The sequence below is a fragment of the Akkermansia sp. NBRC 115031 genome (assembly GCF_030268505.1).
GTDB classification, from domain to species: domain Bacteria; phylum Verrucomicrobiota; class Verrucomicrobiia; order Verrucomicrobiales; family Akkermansiaceae; genus Akkermansia; species Akkermansia massiliensis.
Genome location: NZ_BSQU01000009.1, coordinates 35,594 through 52,727, shown reverse-complemented (window position 1 = coordinate 52,727; position 17,134 = coordinate 35,594). Strand labels below are relative to the sequence as shown.

The window sequence follows — 17,134 nt, the reverse complement described above, 5'->3', positions numbered from 1 at the left end:
TTAACGGATTCCGTTCACAGAACAAGACAAGAGAATCAGTCATCCTGTCATCCGTTCCTCCAGGAGCGGCGGAACGTCCTCCGGTCAAAAGACGCAGCGGGTTATGCAAGCGTTTCCAGAACGCGGGCGATCATGGCGGGATAAAGGGCATGCTCCTGCACCTGAATGCGGGCGTGCAGGCTTTCCGGCGTATCCCCCGGCAGCACGGGCACGCGCGCCTGCCCCAGGATGGGGCCCGTGTCCATGCCGTCATCCACGTAGTGAACGGTGCAGCCGCTTTCCGCCGCGCCGGCCTTCACGGCCTGCTCCCAGGCATGAAGGCCGGGGAAGGAAGGAAGGAGAGAAGGATGAATGTTCAGAATGCGGGAAGGGAATTCCTTCAGCAGCGGATGCTTCACCAGGCGCATGAATCCGGCCAGGCAAACGCAGTCCACGCCGTATTCCTTCAGGCGCGCGGCGACGGCGGCCTGGGACGCCTCCGGGAATTTGGTTTTAAATCCCCCGCAGTCGATCACCTCCGCCGGGATGCCCCAGGAACGGGCGCGTTCCAGAATGTAGGCGTCCGGATTGTCAGACATCACCACGGCAATTTCCGCCCGGAGGGAGCCGGACCGGATGGCGTCATAAATGGACTGGCAGTTGGAACCGGAACCGGAACCGAGTATTCCTAATTTGGGCAACTTGGACATCCGGGGGATGAAACCACAGTTTTTTGCCCGTGGCAAGTCTCCGGCTTGACAAAAAGGCCCCGGTATTCGCCTAATAAAGGCATGAGAGACACCCGTTTTCAGGCCCTGGCGGCCCAGCTTGCAGGGTATTCCACCACCCTGCGTCCCGGAGACCGGGTTCTGCTGGAATTAACGGATATTCCGGAGGAAATGGGAATAGCCCTTATCCGGGAGGTACGCGCCGCAGGCGCAATGCCCTTCCTTCGCCTGAACCAGTCCCGGCTGAACCGGGAAATGCTCTCCGGAGCCACGGAGGAGCAATACGGCATCATCGGCCGCCACCGCCTGGCGGAAATGGAGGAGATGGACGCCTATATAGAAATACGCGGCGGCGGGAACGCCTTTGAGCTGTCCGCCGTTCCCCAGAAGAATATGGCCGTTGCCATGAAGGCCCTGAACCCCGTCTCCCAGAGGCGCATCCGCTACACGCGCTGGTGCGGGCTGCGCTGGCCGTCAGAGGGAATGGCCCAGCAGGCCGCCATGAGCACGGAAAAGTTTGAGGATTTCTATTTCCGCACCTGCCTGATGGATTACGGCGCCCTGCGCCCCGCCATGCAGAAGCTGGCCGCCATGATGGAGGCGGCGGAACACGTGCGCATCACCGGACCGGGAACGGACATTTCCTTTTCCATCAAGGGGCTGCCCGCCATCCCGTGCGCGGGGGAATGCAACCTGCCGGACGGGGAGGTGTTCACCGCACCCGTCATTGACAGCGCCAACGGCCGCATTTCCTTCAACACCCCGAGCCTGTTCCAGGGCATTCCCTTTGACAACATCAGCCTGACGCTGGAAAACGGCCTGGTGGTGCATGCGGAGGCGGGGGACAAGACCGCGGAGCTCAACTCCATTCTGGATACGGACCCCGGCGCGCGGCGGCTGGGGGAATTCGCCTTTGGCGTCAATCCGGCCATCACCCGCCCCATGCGCAACATCCTGTTTGACGAGAAAATCTCCGGCTCCTTCCACCTGACGCCGGGACAGGCCTACCACGTGGCGGACAACGGCAACCAGTCCCGCATCCACTGGGACATGGTATGCATCCAGACGGCAGCAGCCGGCGGAGGCGATATTTACCTGGACGGCGTCCTGGTGCGCCGCAACGGCTTGTTCACCATGCCGGAACTGGCTATTCTCAATCCCGCCCAATCATGACTACGGACTCCACCCCCTCCAAAAAACGCTCCCTGCTCCGCAAACTCCTGTACGCAGCCGCGGCAGTCATTCTGCTGGGGTCCCTACTGGCCTCCTACATGAACTGGGAGGCCAACCATCTGGAATTCAGTGAAAACACCGCTCCAGCGGGCTGCGTTCCGGGACTTTCCGGACTGCGCATCCTGGTGCTGTCAGACGTCCACACCAATCTTCCCCTGCTGGAAAAAGCGGCGGCCATGGCGGAACAGGCCAGGCCGGACATGATCGTGTTCCTGGGAGACCTGTACACGGATTTTCTGCGGGCCACCCACGCAGGAGACTACATCACGCAGATGAAACGGCTCTCTTCCATCGCCCCGGCCTACGCGTGCCTGGGCAACCATGACATGGCCCTGGTGGACAACGTGGAGCGCATCCTGAAGGAAGGCGGTTTCACCCTGCTGAGGAATTCCGCAGCCTTCGTCACCATCCCCAGGCTGGGGAACGCGGAATTCAAGCTGGTGGGACTGGGAGACCTGCGCGAGGGGGACTTCTTTCCGGACCGGTGCATGAGTCCGCGGGAATTGGGGGAAGAATCCGTGATGCCCACCATCGTCCTGAGCCACAACCCCAAGGGGAGGGAATTGCTGGGCGGCTATCACTGGAACCTGATGCTCTCCGGCCATACGCACGGCGGCCAGATCAAACTGCCCTTCTTTTCCACCCCCCTGCTGACGTCGGAGGGGGAAACGATGTACTCCGGCTTCCATCCTTATGAAGACAAGCAGGTCTTCGTCACCCGCGGCATAGGCTACATAGGGCCGGGACGCTTCAACTGCCCGCCGGAAATCAACCTCATCACCATTCCATAGCCCCTTTTCCCGACCGCCATGGTTCTCTCTCTGCTGGCTTCCGGAGGCCCCAACGCCGCGCCTCCCTTCTTCACCCTGCTCACCGTCGTCTTCATGGGCATCATTGCGATTGCCCTCATTCTGGCCCATTTCCGGCAGTCCCTGCTGGCGGGCTACTTCATCTGCGGGGTGATTCTGGCCAACTGCGGCATCCTGGACCACATCCCCAATTCCGACGTCAGCATCCAGGCCCTTTCCGAGGTGGGCATCATCCTGCTCATGTTCACGCTGGGCCTGGAATTTTCCATTGACGAGCTCAAGCACCTGCGGAAAACGGCCCTGGTCGGCGGCGGCATTCAGATGTTCATCTGTACCGCCGCCTTCGGCCTGGGGCTCCATTACGCCACGGGCATGGATATGAGCCATTCCCTGACAGTCGGGGCCATCATGGGCCTTTCCTCCACGGCGGTGGCGCTGAAATCCTTCCAGGAATTCGGCCTGAGCGGCACCTCCGGGGCAAAAATGGCGGTAGGCATCGCCCTGTTCCAGGACATTGCCGCCATCATGCTGGTAGCGATCATGCCGCAGATCTTCGCCGCCACGCCCGACTCCTGGGAAACCGCTCTCAACATCGGCATGGCCGTCCTGCGGGGACTCGTCTTCCTGGGGGCCGCATGGCTGATCGGCCACTACCTGCTCCCGCGCATCATGCTGGCCGTGGCCCGGACCAAGAGCCGGGAGCTCTTCACCCTGATGGTCTTCGCCATCTGTTCCGGCATCGCCATGCTCGCCAGCCTGCTGGGCCTGAGCATTGCGCTGGGGGCCTTCACCGCCGGGCTTTTCGTCAGCAGCTCCTACTACAGCCACCGCGTCCTCAGTGAAGTGCTCCCCTTCAAGGACCTTTTCCTGACCATCTTCTTCGTTTCCGCCGGGCTGCTGATTGACATTGACGACCTGTGGGAGCACATCGGCCATGTGGCGACCTTCGCCGCCTTTGTCCTCGCGATCAAATTCGTGGCCTGCATCGTGGCCGCAAGCTTCCTGAAAATCCCCGGTCGCATGGGCATCATGGCCTCCACCGCGCTGACCAACGTGGGGGAATTCTCCCTGGTGCTCATTCCCTTCATGCAGGAAATCACCCCCATTCCGGCGCTGGTGACCACCAATGTGTACGCCATTGCCGCCGTCTCCATGGGCATGACGCCCCTGCTGATGAAGGCGGCGCGGAAGCTCACCCCCCTGCTGGTGCGCATTCCGGGCCTGAAGACAAAAAGGGAACGCCTCAGCGTGGAAACCATGATCACGCGCGTGGAGGGAATCAAGAACCACGCCATCATCTGCGGCTACGGCCCCGTAGGCAGGCGGCTGCATGAAAGCCTGTCCCAGTACGGCATCCCCTGCATCATCATCGACCTGAACGCGGACACCGTCAAGACCCTGCTCAATGACGGCCATCTGGCCTTCCTGGGGGACATCCAGCACCAGATCACCATGGACCTGGCGGGAATCCGCACCGCGCGGCTGATCGCCTTCACGTTCCCGGACCCCGCCCCGGCCCTGTCCACCTACATGCAGATCAAGGGCGCCAACGCGAACATCACGGTGATAGCCCGCGCCAAATTCCGTTCGGAAGTGGCTTCCCTGCATCATGCGGGCATCGCCAACGTCATCCATGATGAAATGGAAACGGGCGCCGCCGCGGTGCGCCTGGCGAAGCTGAGCTTTGATATTATTGAACCCGCAGACGCGCCCACGCTGTCCCATTAAACAATGACGAATCTTCCGGACGCCCACACCCACCCCGCTCCTGCCGCACCCGGCACGGCGCCGCGCTTCATCTGCGGCACCTCCCCGGCGGACTGGGAGCAGGTGGCCCTTCTGGCGGAACGGGATAAAAACGTCACGCCTTTCTTCGGCATTCATCCCTGGCGCCTGAACCCGGCTGCATGGAAGGAGGAAATGCGCCTGCTGGAATCCTTCCTGAAAAAATTCCCCCGTGCGGGCATTGGGGAAACGGGGCTGGACAAGTGCCGCCGCGGCATTCCGGGGCTGCCCCTACAGCGGGAAGCGCTGAAACAGCACCTGGAGCTGGCCGCGCGCCTGAACCGCCCCGCCGCCCTGCACTGCTGCCGCGCGTGGGGCACGCTGGCAGGAATGCTGAAGGAATATCCCCGGCTGAAAGCCGTGCTGCACGGCTGGACGGGTGCCCTGAACCCCGGCGCGCAGCTCCTTTCCGGCAACTGGCTTCTCTCCGTGGGGCCTCGTGAAATGGATCGCCCGGGCCTCCTTTCTTCCATCCCGCTCCATCGGCTGGCGCTGGAATCGGACGAACACCCGGAGGCCTTGCCGGAGCTTTACCGGAACGCCGCGCAAGCCCTCTCCATGAAAGAGGAAGAACTGGCCGCCCTGGTTGCGGACAATATGGAGAGAATCTCCGCCCGCTAGCCGCCGGAAGGCGCAACGCCCTGCCGGAACGCGGGTGGCAGGAAACAGCGGCTTTTTTCCTTGGCAGGCTCCTGCCGCCGGCTATCATGCGGGCATGGGCCTTTTTCAGGATCAAACCAGTTCTCTGTCGGAAATCAAGCGGCTTGCCGCCCTCGTCATGGATCCCTCGCGCAGGGATGAAATCGGTCCGGACCAGTGGCCCCTGGCCATGATCGCCTATGGGCTGGTCACCTGCAATGAAATGGGCAGGGAAGAAGAAGGCGTCACCATTTACAACATCTTCCAGTCCTGCTGCGCACCGGACGCGCGGCGCAAATGCGCGCTGCAACTGGCCACCTTCATCCGCCAGCGCAAGGGGGACGGATGGCGGGCCCTCCTGCCCTTCGCCATGACGGATGAGGCCCCGGACATCCGCCGTCAGGCCTCCTTCCTGATTTACACGCTGGCCTCCCCCAAACCGGAGGAACGCTTTCCCGGAATCGCCGGGCTGGCAGACATCATCTGTGCGAATCCGCTACCCGGCCAAGCGAGCATGGCCCCAGCGCTGGACGCCCTGATGAGCCTGGGCGACATGCGGTTTGCCCCTTATCTGGCCTCCATCTCCAAAAAACTTCCTTCCGAACGCCTCGCGGACCTGCTGGCCGGAACGGAAGCCATTCCCACGGACCTGGGCTGCGGATGGCTGCTGGATGTTCTGGACGAACGTCCGGAGCTTTCCTCCGCCATTGCAGCGGTACTGGCCGGAATGCCGTCCAGGGCCGGAGAAGTCCTGGATGTGGTGGTGCCCATCCCCTCCTGGCAATTCACCAACTCCGCCGTTCAGCCGCTCCATTCCTGGAGCATTCCCGAATACAGGCTGCGCATGAGGGAACGGCTTTCCAGGCGCCTTGGACCGGAAGAACAGGAAGCCGTTGACCGGGCATGGAGCTGATTCTCCGTGCCCTGCGGACCAGGACCCACTTCGTTTATAAATTAAAAAGCCGTTCCACGGAAATGAGGAACGGCTCTTTTAATGTTCAGAAAAACCAAGCTCAGGCACGTTTGCGGCGCACCAGGAGCGCCGTCAGCCCGAGAAGCCCTAGCGTAGCGGTGGCCGGTTCCGGGATGGACAAGGGCATGCCGTGCGTATCCAGGTAGGCAAAATCGTTTCCGTTCAACACGCCGTCGTACACAGCCAGGTTATCGACGAAAAGGCCGTTGGCCCCAGGATTGTGATCCCCGCTCCCCTTGATGCTGGTAACCTTGGAATCACCGGAAAGACTCGTCGTGACCGTTTTGACAAGCTCGCCATCGTGGTAAACCTGCATCTCATTTCCCTTGAACGTCAGTCCAAGGTAGTTCCATGTATCATCAGAAGCAGCAAACAACTCGGTTCCGTCCGGAATTCCGATATTCCCCCCGTTGTAAATCACCCATTTATTGGCGGCCGTCATCTCCACCCTGATCGTCGTGCCCGCTATCGTCATGGAAAAAGCATCCTTCCAGTCAGCACTGGAAGAACTGTAATACATGTGGATGCCCACGCTGAAACCGGTGGCAAAATTCAGGCCGTCAATGCCATTGGTGCTGGTGATGTTGAACGTTCCACCGTTGGGACAGTGGGAATAACCGCCGTCCGTCATGGGTGTAATACTATTACTCCAATTGATGTACCCGGTCGTTTTTGAAATGGCAGTGGAACCGCTTCCCAGATTGATGAAATTCTGATTGCTCCCAAGCTGGTTGAAATCCAGTCCGTACAACAGGGAAGAAGCCTGTACGCCGGAAATGAGGCATAAGGCTGCCGCCACTGCCGTTCCCTTGAAAGTTAAATGGCCATGGGGATTGAACATGCGTCCACTGAAACGGATAACAAATCCGGTATTTGAAAAAAACAAGCAGTAAATGATGAAATAAATTGAAATAGAACAAGAAACCGCCTGTTCTTTTTCTTAAAGAAGCGGTTTTAAGGAAGGCCGCCGCTCTATTAAAAGAGAAATATAAATCTTTACTTATCAAAAATACACGCTTGACACCGGATTTGTTATCCGTTGGCAAATCATTCCCCATCATACTCAATCCTCCCGGCATTTTGAACGCACGGAAACGATGTGACAGGATCAGGAAATAAAAACCAATACGCTAAAACGGAAAGGAAGAAGACGCCGAATTCAACAGCTCTTTTTCCGGCGGGCCCTTTTCCCGGAAATGCGCCTACCTCGCCACCACGTGATTGTGGTGGAAATCAACAAAGCTCCGGTACGTTTCCTCGTCCAGCAAGGTTTCATGCGTCATCAGCAGGAGGGGGAAAGGCTTCCCTTCATCCGTATAAGGGGGATGAATGTAATCAAACTGGGGATTGGGCACAAAGCCGTGCCGCTGGTAAAACCCCAGGCGGCGGCGTGAAATCCCGTCCTCCGGAGGATCAATCTCCAGAATAACCTTGTGGGGAAAAGCTTCCCTCAATTCTTCCAGAATCCTTTGGCCGGCGCCCTGTCCGCGCAGGGAGGCATCCACGGCGAAATATTCCAGATACACGAATGCCTCACGCTGCCAGCTCACCAGCATGGCAACCACCCGGCCTGCCCCGTTTAAAAATACCTCATAACAAAAACCCGGGTCTTGAAACGCCAGCGGAAAATCCTGGACGCGCCGCTGTTCGTGCACCGGAAAACTTGTCCGGTAAATATCCAGGGAATTCAGGAATAGAGGATCATCCACTCCCGTCGCACGGTGCTTGGTCAGCGATTCAGGCTTCATGCCCCATATCCAACCACACCCGTCTTCCTTCGGCAAGGCTCCCGGAAAAACTTCCCCAGTCATGCAACAACGCGGCCAGACTTAACCCATTCACCTTCCAGACGATTCACTACTTTTCTAACATATTATATAAACCGTTGACAATAAATAAAATAAGAAGATAGAGTGATAAGAGTGCAGAAATAGTTCATCCATCCTCCATGTTTACACCGATTCTCCGCCTTTTATTTCTTCTGCTGTTCCTGATATTTCCGGGAGGCGCCAATACGGTTCTTCATGCGGAAGAAACTCCAGACATGGACGACTGCTCCCTGTATATTGAATCAAAGACGGATGTGGCGTCCGCCCAATGCATGATTGACGGAGGAAACCAGGAGGACGACAAAAAACGGACTGATGTGGGTATTGGAGAAGAAGTTGAACTGACCTTGACCGGGAAGCGGTTAAAAGAGGTGGATTTGGATTCCATAGAATGGACCATGGAACCGGATAATCTGGCCACCGTTGAAAAATCGGAGGATGGAGATAATCAGGCAATTCTAACCATCAACAAGGATATTACTGAAAACAAGATTCTTACAATCCGAGTCAAAACAAATCTCGACGAAGAACTGCCGGAGAGAAAACCTCTGATTCTTCATATTTTTATTCCATCTGAAATCATGGCAGTACATACGGGGAAACGAATGCCCAAGTGTGCAGCAGATGGAGAAAAAGACCATGCGGGAGCATCCACCGTCCTGGATTTAACCCTGCATCCATTAAAAGTGAGTTTCAGTAATATCGCCTTCATTGAACGGGCGAATGATCCGGAAGGATTCAAACCGGAACATGATCCCGGCGCCGTTTTGTTCCGCCCCAACGCCAAAAACAAGGCAATTCCCAGTGACTATATCGGATGGAAGTTTAAACCCGGAATTCGATTGCCCCAATCGCAGGCTTCCAATCTTCCCAAGCCCTTTTCATGGGCATGCGGCTGGCATGTCCGTTCCGGTGACAAGGACTGCCTTCTGATTCATGGCAAACCCTATCCCCAGGATTTTAATTTCACTTATGACGGAGAAGAAACCGATGAGAATTCTCCAACCAAAGGATTACAAAACGTCAAAGTAACCGTCTCCAAATTCCGCCGCACCGTGACACGCAGTACGGCAGGCAAAGCGCTTCATACCAACTCATAAATAATCCTTTTCCATATCATTCCATGAACCCTGTTTATGTACCTATTCTCCTGGCTTGGACGGCCCTCCTTTTGTTCCATTCTCCCGCTTTCTCCGATATCCGCCTGCCCATTCCCTCAGCCACCAGGAACCTTAACAAGCAGAACACGAAACTGCTCCAACTTAAAAGACTGCTCGACGAGGACAGCATCATTCCCTTCTACCAGGAAGCCGACAAAATGCTGAAGGAGGCCAGCCTTTACAGAAAAAAAATGTCACTCCACAGGAATTGACCGACGGCCTCTTCCTGTGCCGCCTGATTGCGACCGCGCCATTCATCGACGTTAACCGGCACAGCAACGTCATGTGGCTGATGAACCACACTAACCTGGACTATAAAGTTAAAGATTTCATGTCCCGGAGCATGCCGCTAGCCGCCTTAACGGACAAGCATTCCACCTTGCCGGAAAAGGAGGAAGCGCTGCGGTTTTTTCTAACAGCGAGAGCACTGGTTCTCCAGCAATTCCGGAGCAGTTTCGATCACGCCTTTGAGGCCACCTGGATCTGTTCGGAAATGCTTCTGGACCATGCCCCCCAGCTCACCGGCGACCGGGAAGCAGCCGGCGAATTCGCCAACAGGCTCGCGACCAACGAGGCAAGAAACAATAAACTTAAGAACATCATACCCAGAAGGGAAAGAATATTCGTCCGCGAATTAATGCAGTGCTTCCCGACCAAAGCGGTGGAAGTCAAAAAATACCTCCGCATGGCCGGCTACGGCGACAAGGATATCCCCGCCCTGCTTGACAGAACCGTCGGCAGGATTCCTGAAGCCCGGTACCTGTACAAGGGTTTGCCGAAACGGAAGGATTGAACGCTTCCCCTTCATCTCCATTCAATTCACGTTTTACCTGATGCATAAAGAGAAGTGGCGTGCTTCATGAAATCCATTTGAAGTTTCATTCCGGAAACATTAGAATTCAGCTAAAGCCATGATGCCGCCCATGAAAATTTTCCCGCTGCTGTTTTTCACCTGGGCAGCTTTTCCCTGCACCCTCCAGGCGCAGGAAAAACCGCAAGGGGAAAGCCCCTGGCCACGCTGTGCCCCTGCACGTTCCGGGAGCCATATTCTTTTCCTGGGAAACAGCTATACGTTTTTCAACCGCATGCCCGCCATGGTCAAGGCCATGGCTGACACCAAAGGACTGCGGCCGGACGTGCACATGCACGCGGCTCCGGCAGCCTCCTTCCAGTCCCACTGGAATGACGGGCGCGCCCGTGAAAAGCTGGAAGGAACGGCCTGGGACTTCGTCATTCTCCAGGACCAGAGCGCCACTCCCGTCGTGGCCCCGGAGCGGACCATGGAATTCGGCGGCAAATGGTGCTCCCAGGTACGCGCCGCCCAGGGAACGCCCGTCCTGATGCTGACGTGGGGAAGAAAGGACGCCTCCGGCGTTCCGGACCCGCAGGAGCAAAAAGCCCTCCTCGCCACGTATTTGAATCTCGCCCGGAAGGAAAAAGCCGCCGTGGCTCCTGTGGGAATTGCCTGGGAAAACTGCCTCAAACGCCATCCCGGAATTGCCCTGTACCAGGCGGATGGGAAGCACCCAACGGAGGCGGGAAGCTACCTGGCGGCCTGCGTGATGTACTGCACCCTGTTCGGAAAGTCTCCGCTGGGTCTCCCGGCCAAACTGTCCCTGAAAGGAGTGCGGCTGTGCAGCCTTCCCGCAGACAGGGCCAAAATACTGCAAACCGTCGCCAGGGATACGTGCAAACAGCTCTTTTCCTCTTCTGCCGGAAGCCGCCCCGGAACCGCCGGACCATAGGCCGCCGCTCTGCTGCCGCATAGCGCAAAATCTACTCGCAAAACGGGCGCCGTTCCTTTAACCTTGCGGCGATCACTTACACATATTATGAGCGAACAAGTCATTATCATCGGCGCAGGCTGCGCAGGCTACACGGCGGCCATTTACACCGCCCGCGCCAATCTCTCTCCGCTTCTCATTACGGGCTCCCAGATCGGCGGACAGCTGACCACCACCACGGAGGTGGAAAATTTCCCGGGCTTTCCGGACGGCGTGATGGGGCCGGACCTGATGTTCCTGATGCAGCAGCAGGCGGAAAAGTTCGGCACCCGGTTTGCGTATGAGGACGTCAAGAGCGTCATCAGGGATGAAGCCACCGGGCTGTTCACCGTGAAGACCAGCGGCCAGAATTACGAAGCCCGCAGCATCATCGTGGCTACGGGAGCTTCCGCCCGCTACCTGGGCATTCCGGGAGAGGAAGGGCTGGTAGGCCACGGCCTCACCGCCTGCGCTACCTGTGACGGAGCCTTTTACCGGGACGTGCCCGTGTGCGTGGTGGGCGGCGGTGACAGCGCCTGTGAAGAAGCCATGTTCCTGACGCGCTTCGCCTCCAGGGTGTACCTGATCCACCGCCGGGACACGCTCCGCGCCTCCAAAATCATGGCGGAGCGCACGCTGTCCAATGAAAAGATTTTCCCCATGTGGAATTCCACCATCGTGAGCTACAAGACGGACGACAAGGGAGAACTGGAGGCCGTCATGCTGAAGGACCTGGTGGAAGGGGATGTAACGGAACTGCCTGTCAAGTGCGTCTTCATGGCGATCGGCCACACGCCGAATACGTCTTTCCTGGGAGATCTGGTGGACCGGGACAACGCCGGCTACATCATCCGGGAACCCGGCCTGATGGCGACCAAGACGCCGGGCCTGTTCGCCGCCGGAGACGTGGCGGACCCTCACTACCGCCAGGCCATTTCCTCCGCCGGCATGGGCTGCGGCGCCGCCATTGAAGCGGAACGCTACCTGCTGGGGCTGTAAGCCCATCTTCCGGAACGGGGCGGAGTTTCCGCGGGAAATTCCGCCCCGCCCCGCTACAGGAAAACGGACATGCACCATTACAGCATTTTTGAGCTTTTCAGCATCGGGATAGGCCCCTCCTCCTCCCATACCGTAGGCCCCATGCGGGCGGCGCACCGTTTTCTGGAACAGATACGCCATTCCCCCCGGCTGCCGGAAATTACGGGCATCCGCTGTGAATGCTACGGCTCCCTGGCGGCCACCGGCCACGGGCACGGCACGGACACGGCCATCATGCTGGGCCTGCTGGGGGAAGAGCCCCACACGGTGGAGCCGCGCAGCATTCCCGGAAAAATCGCCCGCCTGCACCAGCAGGAAACGCTCCCTGTCACGGAGGAAAAAACCGTCCGTTTCTCCCCCACCCGGGACCTGGACCTTTCCCACTACCAGCCCCTGCGCCTGCACCCGAACGGGATGCTGTTCACCGCAGTCAACCAGGAGGGAGAACCGGTGGAAGACGCCGTGTTTTATTCCACGGGAGGCGGCTTCGTCGCTTCCGAGCAGGAGCTTCTGCATCCGGAGGAACCGGACCGGGAACCCTTCCCCCTCCCCTATGAATCCGCGGAAGAACTGCTGCGCATGGCGGATGAACGGGAATGCCCCCTCTCCTCCATCGTCATGGCCAATGAATGCGCCCTGCTTCCGGAACGGGAAGTCCGTGAAAAGCTGGACCTGATCTGGGCTACCATGAAGCAGTCCATTTCCAGCGGCATGAGCGCGCGCGGCAACCTGCCGGGCGTCCTGCAAGTGCCCCGCCGCGCCAAGACGCTCCGCAAATCCCTTCTGGTGCATGGAGAATCGGCCCTGAAAGACCCTCTCTCCATCATGGACTGGATCAACCTGTACGCCATTGCCGTGAGTGAGGAAAACGCGGCCGGCGGCCGCATCGTCACCGCCCCCACCAACGGAGCGGCGGGGATTGTTCCGGCGGTTCTCAACTACGCCACCAAATTCTGCGTTTCACCGTATCCGGACGCCGTGCACCGCTTCCTGCTCACCGCGGGTGGCATCGCCATCCTGTACAAGAAAAACGCCTCCATCTCCGGCGCGGACGTCGGCTGCCAGGGGGAGGTGGGCGTGGCCTGCTCCATGGCTGCGGCCGCGCTTGCGGAGTACCTGGGAGGAACGCCCCACCAGGTGGAAAACGCCGCGGAAATAGGCATGGAACACAATCTGGGCCTCACCTGCGACCCGATCGCTGGGCTTGTCCAGATACCCTGCATTGAACGCAACGCCATCGCCGCCATCAAGGCCATCAACGCCGCCCGCATTGCCCTGGGCGGCACGGGCGCCCACTTCGTCCCTCTGGACAAGGTCATCCGCACCATGCTGGATACCGGAAGGGACATGCAGTCCAAATACAAGGAAACCGCCCAGGGCGGCCTGGCCGTGAACGTGGTGAATTGCTAAAGGGAAACGGAAATCATCCCATGGGATTCCATGTGCGTCTGTTCCGGTAAAAAACACTCCGGCGGGTTGACAGACACGGGGAGCAAAGGTAGGGTGCGGGCATGTTTTCACGCCTTTTTCTCGCTCTGGCCCTGCTGGCGGGCGGCACGGGACTGTCCCAGGCCGTCCACGTCGTCATGTGCGGCGGTCCCGCCCTCAGACAATGGGAAGGACTGAGAATACAGCCTGACAGGCATGACAACTGGTGGGCCAACTTTGTAAGGGCCTCCACCATCCGCATCGCCCAGATCCAGCAGAAGGACCCCTCCGCCAGAATCACCTGGATCGTTTACCGTCCGGGCTATGCGACACGGGGCAGGGAGGACGGCAAGCCCTATACCCGCTGGATTGCCGACCTGGCTTCCAAGTACAAGATCAAGCTCGTCTGGGTGGACAGCGCGGACCAGGCCATCCGGGCGCTGAATTCCTCCCCGCGCTTCCGCGGAGACTTCGTGGAATCCTTCTACTACTTCGGCCATTCCAACTGTTTTGCATGGATGCTGGACTACGGCAACAACATCATGGCCGTCTCCACGGAATGGATTCATGAAACAGACCTGAACCGCATCCGCCGGGACATTTTCACCCCGCGGTCCGACTGCTGGAGCTTCGGCTGCTACACGGGGGCCAGTATGTCCGGCTGGTGGAAGCGCATCGTGGGCGTTCCCCTCTGGGGCAACACGGAATCCACCCGCTACGGCCCTGTCTCCGACGGCAGGCTGCCGGAAGGCGTGGGCAAATGGGTTAAATAGGCATGTAATAGTTAACAGTAAATAGTTAATATTGTTTATACCTTGCATATTGACCTGCGCTGTTCATCTGCTGCCGATCCCGTATTGCCTTTCCGGGAAAAAACCTTTATCATCATACCCATGCGGACCGAATTCCGCCATTTTCTGACACAACCATGAACCAAGCACCCCATGTTGCCATCGTCGGCGCCACCGGAGCGGTGGGCGTTGAGATCCTGTCCTGCCTGGAAACACGCAACTTTCCCGTAGGCTCCCTGAAGCTTCTGGCCTCCGCCCGGTCCGCCGGAAAACAGGTCGCCTTCCGGGGAGAAATGCTGACTGTGGAAGAATTGACGGAAAAATCCTTTGACGGCGTGGACATCGCCCTGTTCAGCGCAGGCGGCGGCATTTCCCTGAAGTTCGCCCCCATTGCCGCGGCCGCGGGCTGCGTGGTCATCGACAATTCCTCCGCCTTCCGCCAGGACCCGGACGTGCCCCTGGTGGTGCCGGAAATCAACCCGGAAGCGGCCCTCAACCACCCCCGCAACATCATCGCCAACCCGAACTGCACCACCATCATTACGCTGATGGCCCTCTTCCCCCTGCACCAGCGCTTCGGGCTGAAAACCGTCATCGCCTCCAGCTACCAGGCGGTTTCCGGAAGCGGGCAGCACGGCATTGCGGAACTGGAATCCCAGGTGCGCGCCGTGGTGGACGGCCATCCCGTGGTGAAAAACGTTTATCCGCACCAGATCGCCTTCAACCTTCTTCCCCAGATCGACTCCTTCACGGAAAGCGGCTACACGAAGGAAGAGCTTAAAATGCTCAATGAAGGCCGCAAAATCCTTTCCCTTCCCGACCTCAAGGTGACGTGCACCTGCGTGCGCGTGCCCGTGTACCGCTCCCATTCCATTTCCGTGACTGCCCAGTTTGAGCAGCCCGTGGATGTGGAAACGGCCCGCCGCGCCTATGACGGAAAACCCGGCGTCGCCGTGATGGACAATCCCTCGGAAGGCGTGTGGCCCACCCCGCTGGACAGCACCAACGGGGACACTTGCTACGTGGGGCGCATGCGCATGGACATGGCGATCGACAATGCCCTGACCCTCTGGGTCGTGGGCGACCAGGTCCGGAAAGGGGCAGCCCTGAACGCCGTACAGATTGCGGAACTTCTGGTCGGCCGCTGAACTATATCTACTATCCCCGCACCTATTCCTTAACGTCATGTGTGAAGAACAATCCCTGAACGACTACATTACAGAACAGTGCGCCTTGATTGACGCCGCGCTGGACAGGCTTCTGCCCGCAGAGGACGAAAGCCCTGAAACCATCCACAAGGCTATGCGCTACAGCATGTTCGCGGGCGGCAAGAGAATGCGTCCCGTGCTCTGCCTGGCGGCCGCGGAAGCCTGCGGCGGTCTGGCGGTGAACGCCCTGGTGCCCGCCTGCGCCGTGGAAATGATGCACACGTATTCCCTTATTCATGACGACCTGCCGGCCATGGACAATGACGACCTGCGCCGCGGCAAGCCCACCAGCCACAAGGCCTTCGGGGAAGGGGTAGCCATTCTGGCGGGAGACGCCCTGCTGACGGAAGCCTTTGCCGTGATCGCCCAGGTGGACGACACGGAACGCTACACTGTCCGGGATTACGTCCGGGAACTGGCGGCTACCGGCGGCAGCACGATGCTCATCGGCGGCCAGATTCTGGACCTGGAAGGGGAGCACAAGCAGCTCTCCGAACCGGAAGTGCGCGCCGTGTACGAAGGGAAGACGGCGGCCCTGCTGACCACGGCCCTCCGCTTCGGCGCCATGTCCGCGAACGCCACGGAAGCCCAGTTGGAAGCCGTCACGGACTTCGGCTACAACCTTGGCCTCGCCTTCCAGGTAATTGATGACATTCTGGACCTGACCGCCTCCACGGAAAAGCTCGGCAAGACCGCCGGCAAGGACGTGAACGCCCAGAAATCCACCTGCCCGGCCCTGATAGGCATGGACGGAGCCCGTTCCGAAGCGAAATGCCGCACCCAGGCGGCCCTGGACGCCCTGATGATCTTCCCGGAAGAACGCCGCACCCGCCTGGTGGAACTGGCCAACTATCTCCTCAACCGCGAATATTAAGCCGCATTTTCTTTCATGCCCGCAGAAACCGTATCCGACAACGTGGAAACCCTGATCAATCTGGCGCTGGCCGAAGACTTCGGCCCCGGGGATGTGACTTCCACATACTTCGTCCCGGAACACCTGACCGCCAGAGCCATTCTGACGCCCCGGAAAAAGGGCGTTCTTTCCGGCGTCAACGTGGCGGCGGAAGTCTTCCGCAAGGTGGACCCCTCCCTGAAGGTGGAAGTCTACCTGCATGACGGGGAGGCCGTGGCGCCCGGCGCCGTGGTGATGCTCATTGAAGGGTCCGCCCGCTCCATCCTGGGAGCGGAACGCACCGCGCTCAACTTCATCCAGCGCCTTTCCGGCGTAGCCACGCTCACCAGGAAATACGTGAAGGCCGTTTCCCACACCAGCGCCCGCATCCTGGACACCCGCAAGACCACTCCCGGCTACCGCCTGCTGGAAAAGGCAGCCGTGGCCCACGGCGGAGGCACCAACCACCGCATGGGCCTTTATGACCGCGCCATGGTGAAGGACAACCACCTGATGACGGACGGCAACACGGAACACCTCCAGCAGTGCATCAACAGGCTGCGCGCGGAAAAGCCCGGCGTGGAAATCCAGCTGGAAGCGGACACCCTGGAACAGGTGGAAGCCTTCCTCAAGCTGGAAGGAGTGGACCACATCCTTCTGGACAACATGACGCCGGAGATGCTGAAGCAGGCCGTCGCCATGCGCGGCGACCGCGCCACGCCCCTGATGGAAGCCAGCGGGGGCGTCAACCTGGACACGGTGGCCGCCATTGCGGAATCCGGCGTGGACTTCGTTTCCGTGGGCTACGTCACCCACTCCGCCCCCTCCCTGGACCTGGGGCTGGATTTCAGCGTGGAATAACACTTACCTTTCACCCTA

The 17,134-nt window shown here is 59.2% G+C and carries 18 protein-coding genes; 15 read left to right on the top strand and 3 right to left on the bottom strand.

Annotation, left to right across the window (positions count from 1 at the left end; translation table 11 throughout):
* Window positions 1–101 precede the first annotated feature (101 nt).
* Window positions 102–689, bottom strand: coding sequence for a phosphoribosylglycinamide formyltransferase (purN, locus tag QSJ36_RS12035; RefSeq protein WP_102726386.1), 588 nt, complete (start codon window positions 687–689; stop codon window positions 102–104).
* 81 nt (window positions 690–770) lie between these two features.
* On the opposite strand from purN, the gene QSJ36_RS12030 reads away from it, so the two are divergent.
* The 5 genes from QSJ36_RS12030 (at window position 771) to QSJ36_RS12010 (ending at window position 6,086) form a co-directional block, all read left to right on the top strand.
* Entirely contained in the window at window positions 771–1,880 is a 1,110-nt protein-coding gene (locus tag QSJ36_RS12030) for an aminopeptidase (protein WP_285468729.1), read from the top strand.
* Window positions 1,877–2,731, top strand: coding sequence for a phosphodiesterase YaeI (yaeI, locus tag QSJ36_RS12025; RefSeq protein WP_102722754.1), 855 nt, complete (start codon window positions 1,877–1,879; stop codon window positions 2,729–2,731). The genes QSJ36_RS12030 and yaeI overlap by 4 nt, the downstream gene beginning before the upstream one ends.
* 18 nt (window positions 2,732–2,749) lie before the next feature.
* On the top strand, window positions 2,750–4,477 hold the full coding sequence (locus QSJ36_RS12020) for a cation:proton antiporter (RefSeq protein WP_022396032.1): 1,728 nt from the start codon (window positions 2,750–2,752) through the stop codon (window positions 4,475–4,477).
* 3 nt (window positions 4,478–4,480) lie between these two features.
* Window positions 4,481–5,155 (top strand): TatD family hydrolase, encoded by a 675-nt coding sequence (locus QSJ36_RS12015; RefSeq protein WP_253232372.1) that lies wholly within the window; start codon window positions 4,481–4,483, stop codon window positions 5,153–5,155.
* A gap of 94 nt (window positions 5,156–5,249) precedes the next feature.
* A complete protein-coding gene (locus QSJ36_RS12010; RefSeq protein ID WP_285468728.1) occupies window positions 5,250–6,086 on the top strand; it encodes a hypothetical protein in 837 nt (278 codons plus the stop codon).
* A gap of 100 nt (window positions 6,087–6,186) precedes the next feature.
* On the opposite strand, the gene QSJ36_RS12005 is transcribed toward QSJ36_RS12010, so the two are convergent.
* Together QSJ36_RS12005 and QSJ36_RS12000 are read right to left on the bottom strand one after the other, a co-directional pair.
* Window positions 6,187–6,987, bottom strand: a complete 801-nt coding sequence (locus QSJ36_RS12005) for a LamG-like jellyroll fold domain-containing protein (protein WP_022396029.1) — start codon at window positions 6,985–6,987, stop codon at window positions 6,187–6,189.
* A gap of 361 nt (window positions 6,988–7,348) precedes the next feature.
* Window positions 7,349–7,894, bottom strand: coding sequence for a GNAT family N-acetyltransferase (locus QSJ36_RS12000; RefSeq protein ID WP_285468727.1), 546 nt, complete (start codon window positions 7,892–7,894; stop codon window positions 7,349–7,351).
* Window positions 7,895–8,094: 200 nt separating this feature from the next.
* Here QSJ36_RS12000 and QSJ36_RS11995 point away from each other — a divergent pair, with 200 nt between their 5' ends.
* The 10 genes from QSJ36_RS11995 (at window position 8,095) to nadC (ending at window position 17,116) form a co-directional block, all read left to right on the top strand.
* The gene (locus QSJ36_RS11995) at window positions 8,095–9,075 is read left to right on the top strand and encodes a hypothetical protein (RefSeq protein WP_285468726.1); all 981 of its coding nucleotides are present in this window, start codon (window positions 8,095–8,097) and stop codon (window positions 9,073–9,075) included.
* Between the two features lie 23 nt (window positions 9,076–9,098).
* The gene (locus tag QSJ36_RS11990) at window positions 9,099–9,347 is read left to right on the top strand and encodes a hypothetical protein (protein ID WP_102728378.1); all 249 of its coding nucleotides are present in this window, start codon (window positions 9,099–9,101) and stop codon (window positions 9,345–9,347) included.
* Entirely contained in the window at window positions 9,344–9,928 is a 585-nt protein-coding gene (locus QSJ36_RS11985; protein WP_102728377.1) for a hypothetical protein, read from the top strand. The genes QSJ36_RS11990 and QSJ36_RS11985 overlap by 4 nt, the downstream gene beginning before the upstream one ends.
* Window positions 9,929–10,058: 130 nt before the next feature.
* On the top strand, window positions 10,059–10,880 hold the full coding sequence (locus QSJ36_RS11980; protein ID WP_285468725.1) for a hypothetical protein: 822 nt from the start codon (window positions 10,059–10,061) through the stop codon (window positions 10,878–10,880).
* Window positions 10,881–10,967: 87 nt separating this feature from the next.
* A complete protein-coding gene (trxB, locus tag QSJ36_RS11975; RefSeq protein WP_285468724.1) occupies window positions 10,968–11,897 on the top strand; it encodes a thioredoxin-disulfide reductase in 930 nt (309 codons plus the stop codon).
* A gap of 69 nt (window positions 11,898–11,966) precedes the next feature.
* The gene (locus QSJ36_RS11970) at window positions 11,967–13,346 is read left to right on the top strand and encodes an L-serine ammonia-lyase (RefSeq protein WP_102722766.1); all 1,380 of its coding nucleotides are present in this window, start codon (window positions 11,967–11,969) and stop codon (window positions 13,344–13,346) included.
* A gap of 101 nt (window positions 13,347–13,447) precedes the next feature.
* Window positions 13,448–14,137: a hypothetical protein gene (locus QSJ36_RS11965; protein ID WP_102722767.1), complete on the top strand. Its 690-nt coding sequence runs from the start codon at window positions 13,448–13,450 to the stop codon at window positions 14,135–14,137.
* A 155-nt stretch (window positions 14,138–14,292) separates the two neighbouring features.
* Window positions 14,293–15,303, top strand: coding sequence for an aspartate-semialdehyde dehydrogenase (locus QSJ36_RS11960; protein WP_022396022.1), 1,011 nt, complete (start codon window positions 14,293–14,295; stop codon window positions 15,301–15,303).
* A 37-nt stretch (window positions 15,304–15,340) separates the two neighbouring features.
* The gene (locus tag QSJ36_RS11955) at window positions 15,341–16,237 is read left to right on the top strand and encodes a polyprenyl synthetase family protein (protein WP_022396021.1); all 897 of its coding nucleotides are present in this window, start codon (window positions 15,341–15,343) and stop codon (window positions 16,235–16,237) included.
* Window positions 16,238–16,252: 15 nt separating this feature from the next.
* A complete protein-coding gene (gene nadC / locus QSJ36_RS11950; RefSeq protein ID WP_022396020.1) occupies window positions 16,253–17,116 on the top strand; it encodes a carboxylating nicotinate-nucleotide diphosphorylase in 864 nt (287 codons plus the stop codon).
* Window positions 17,117–17,134: the final 18 nt, after the last annotated feature.

Excerpts from the sequence above, each read along its gene's own strand:
- QSJ36_RS11970 (WP_102722766.1), top strand. The coding sequence starts at position 11,967 with ATGCACCATTACAGCATTTTTGAGCTTTTCAGCATCGGGATAGGCCCC.
- purN (WP_102726386.1), bottom strand. The coding sequence starts at position 689 with ATGTCCAAGTTGCCCAAATTAGGAATACTCGGTTCCGGTTCCGGTTCC.
- yaeI (WP_102722754.1), top strand. The coding sequence starts at position 1,877 with ATGACTACGGACTCCACCCCCTCCAAAAAACGCTCCCTGCTCCGCAAA.
- QSJ36_RS12010 (WP_285468728.1), top strand. The coding sequence starts at position 5,250 with ATGGGCCTTTTTCAGGATCAAACCAGTTCTCTGTCGGAAATCAAGCGG.
- QSJ36_RS12015 (WP_253232372.1), top strand. The coding sequence starts at position 4,481 with ATGACGAATCTTCCGGACGCCCACACCCACCCCGCTCCTGCCGCACCC.
- QSJ36_RS11980 (WP_285468725.1), top strand. The coding sequence starts at position 10,059 with ATGAAAATTTTCCCGCTGCTGTTTTTCACCTGGGCAGCTTTTCCCTGC.
- QSJ36_RS12000 (WP_285468727.1), bottom strand. The coding sequence starts at position 7,894 with ATGAAGCCTGAATCGCTGACCAAGCACCGTGCGACGGGAGTGGATGAT.
- QSJ36_RS12020 (WP_022396032.1), top strand. The coding sequence starts at position 2,750 with ATGGTTCTCTCTCTGCTGGCTTCCGGAGGCCCCAACGCCGCGCCTCCC.
- QSJ36_RS11955 (WP_022396021.1), top strand. The coding sequence starts at position 15,341 with ATGTGTGAAGAACAATCCCTGAACGACTACATTACAGAACAGTGCGCC.
- QSJ36_RS12030 (WP_285468729.1), top strand. The coding sequence starts at position 771 with ATGAGAGACACCCGTTTTCAGGCCCTGGCGGCCCAGCTTGCAGGGTAT.
- QSJ36_RS12005 (WP_022396029.1), bottom strand. The coding sequence starts at position 6,987 with ATGTTCAATCCCCATGGCCATTTAACTTTCAAGGGAACGGCAGTGGCG.
- QSJ36_RS11960 (WP_022396022.1), top strand. The coding sequence starts at position 14,293 with ATGAACCAAGCACCCCATGTTGCCATCGTCGGCGCCACCGGAGCGGTG.
- trxB (WP_285468724.1), top strand. The coding sequence starts at position 10,968 with ATGAGCGAACAAGTCATTATCATCGGCGCAGGCTGCGCAGGCTACACG.
- QSJ36_RS11990 (WP_102728378.1), top strand. The coding sequence starts at position 9,099 with ATGAACCCTGTTTATGTACCTATTCTCCTGGCTTGGACGGCCCTCCTT.
- QSJ36_RS11965 (WP_102722767.1), top strand. The coding sequence starts at position 13,448 with ATGTTTTCACGCCTTTTTCTCGCTCTGGCCCTGCTGGCGGGCGGCACG.
- QSJ36_RS11995 (WP_285468726.1), top strand. The coding sequence starts at position 8,095 with ATGTTTACACCGATTCTCCGCCTTTTATTTCTTCTGCTGTTCCTGATA.
- nadC (WP_022396020.1), top strand. The coding sequence starts at position 16,253 with ATGCCCGCAGAAACCGTATCCGACAACGTGGAAACCCTGATCAATCTG.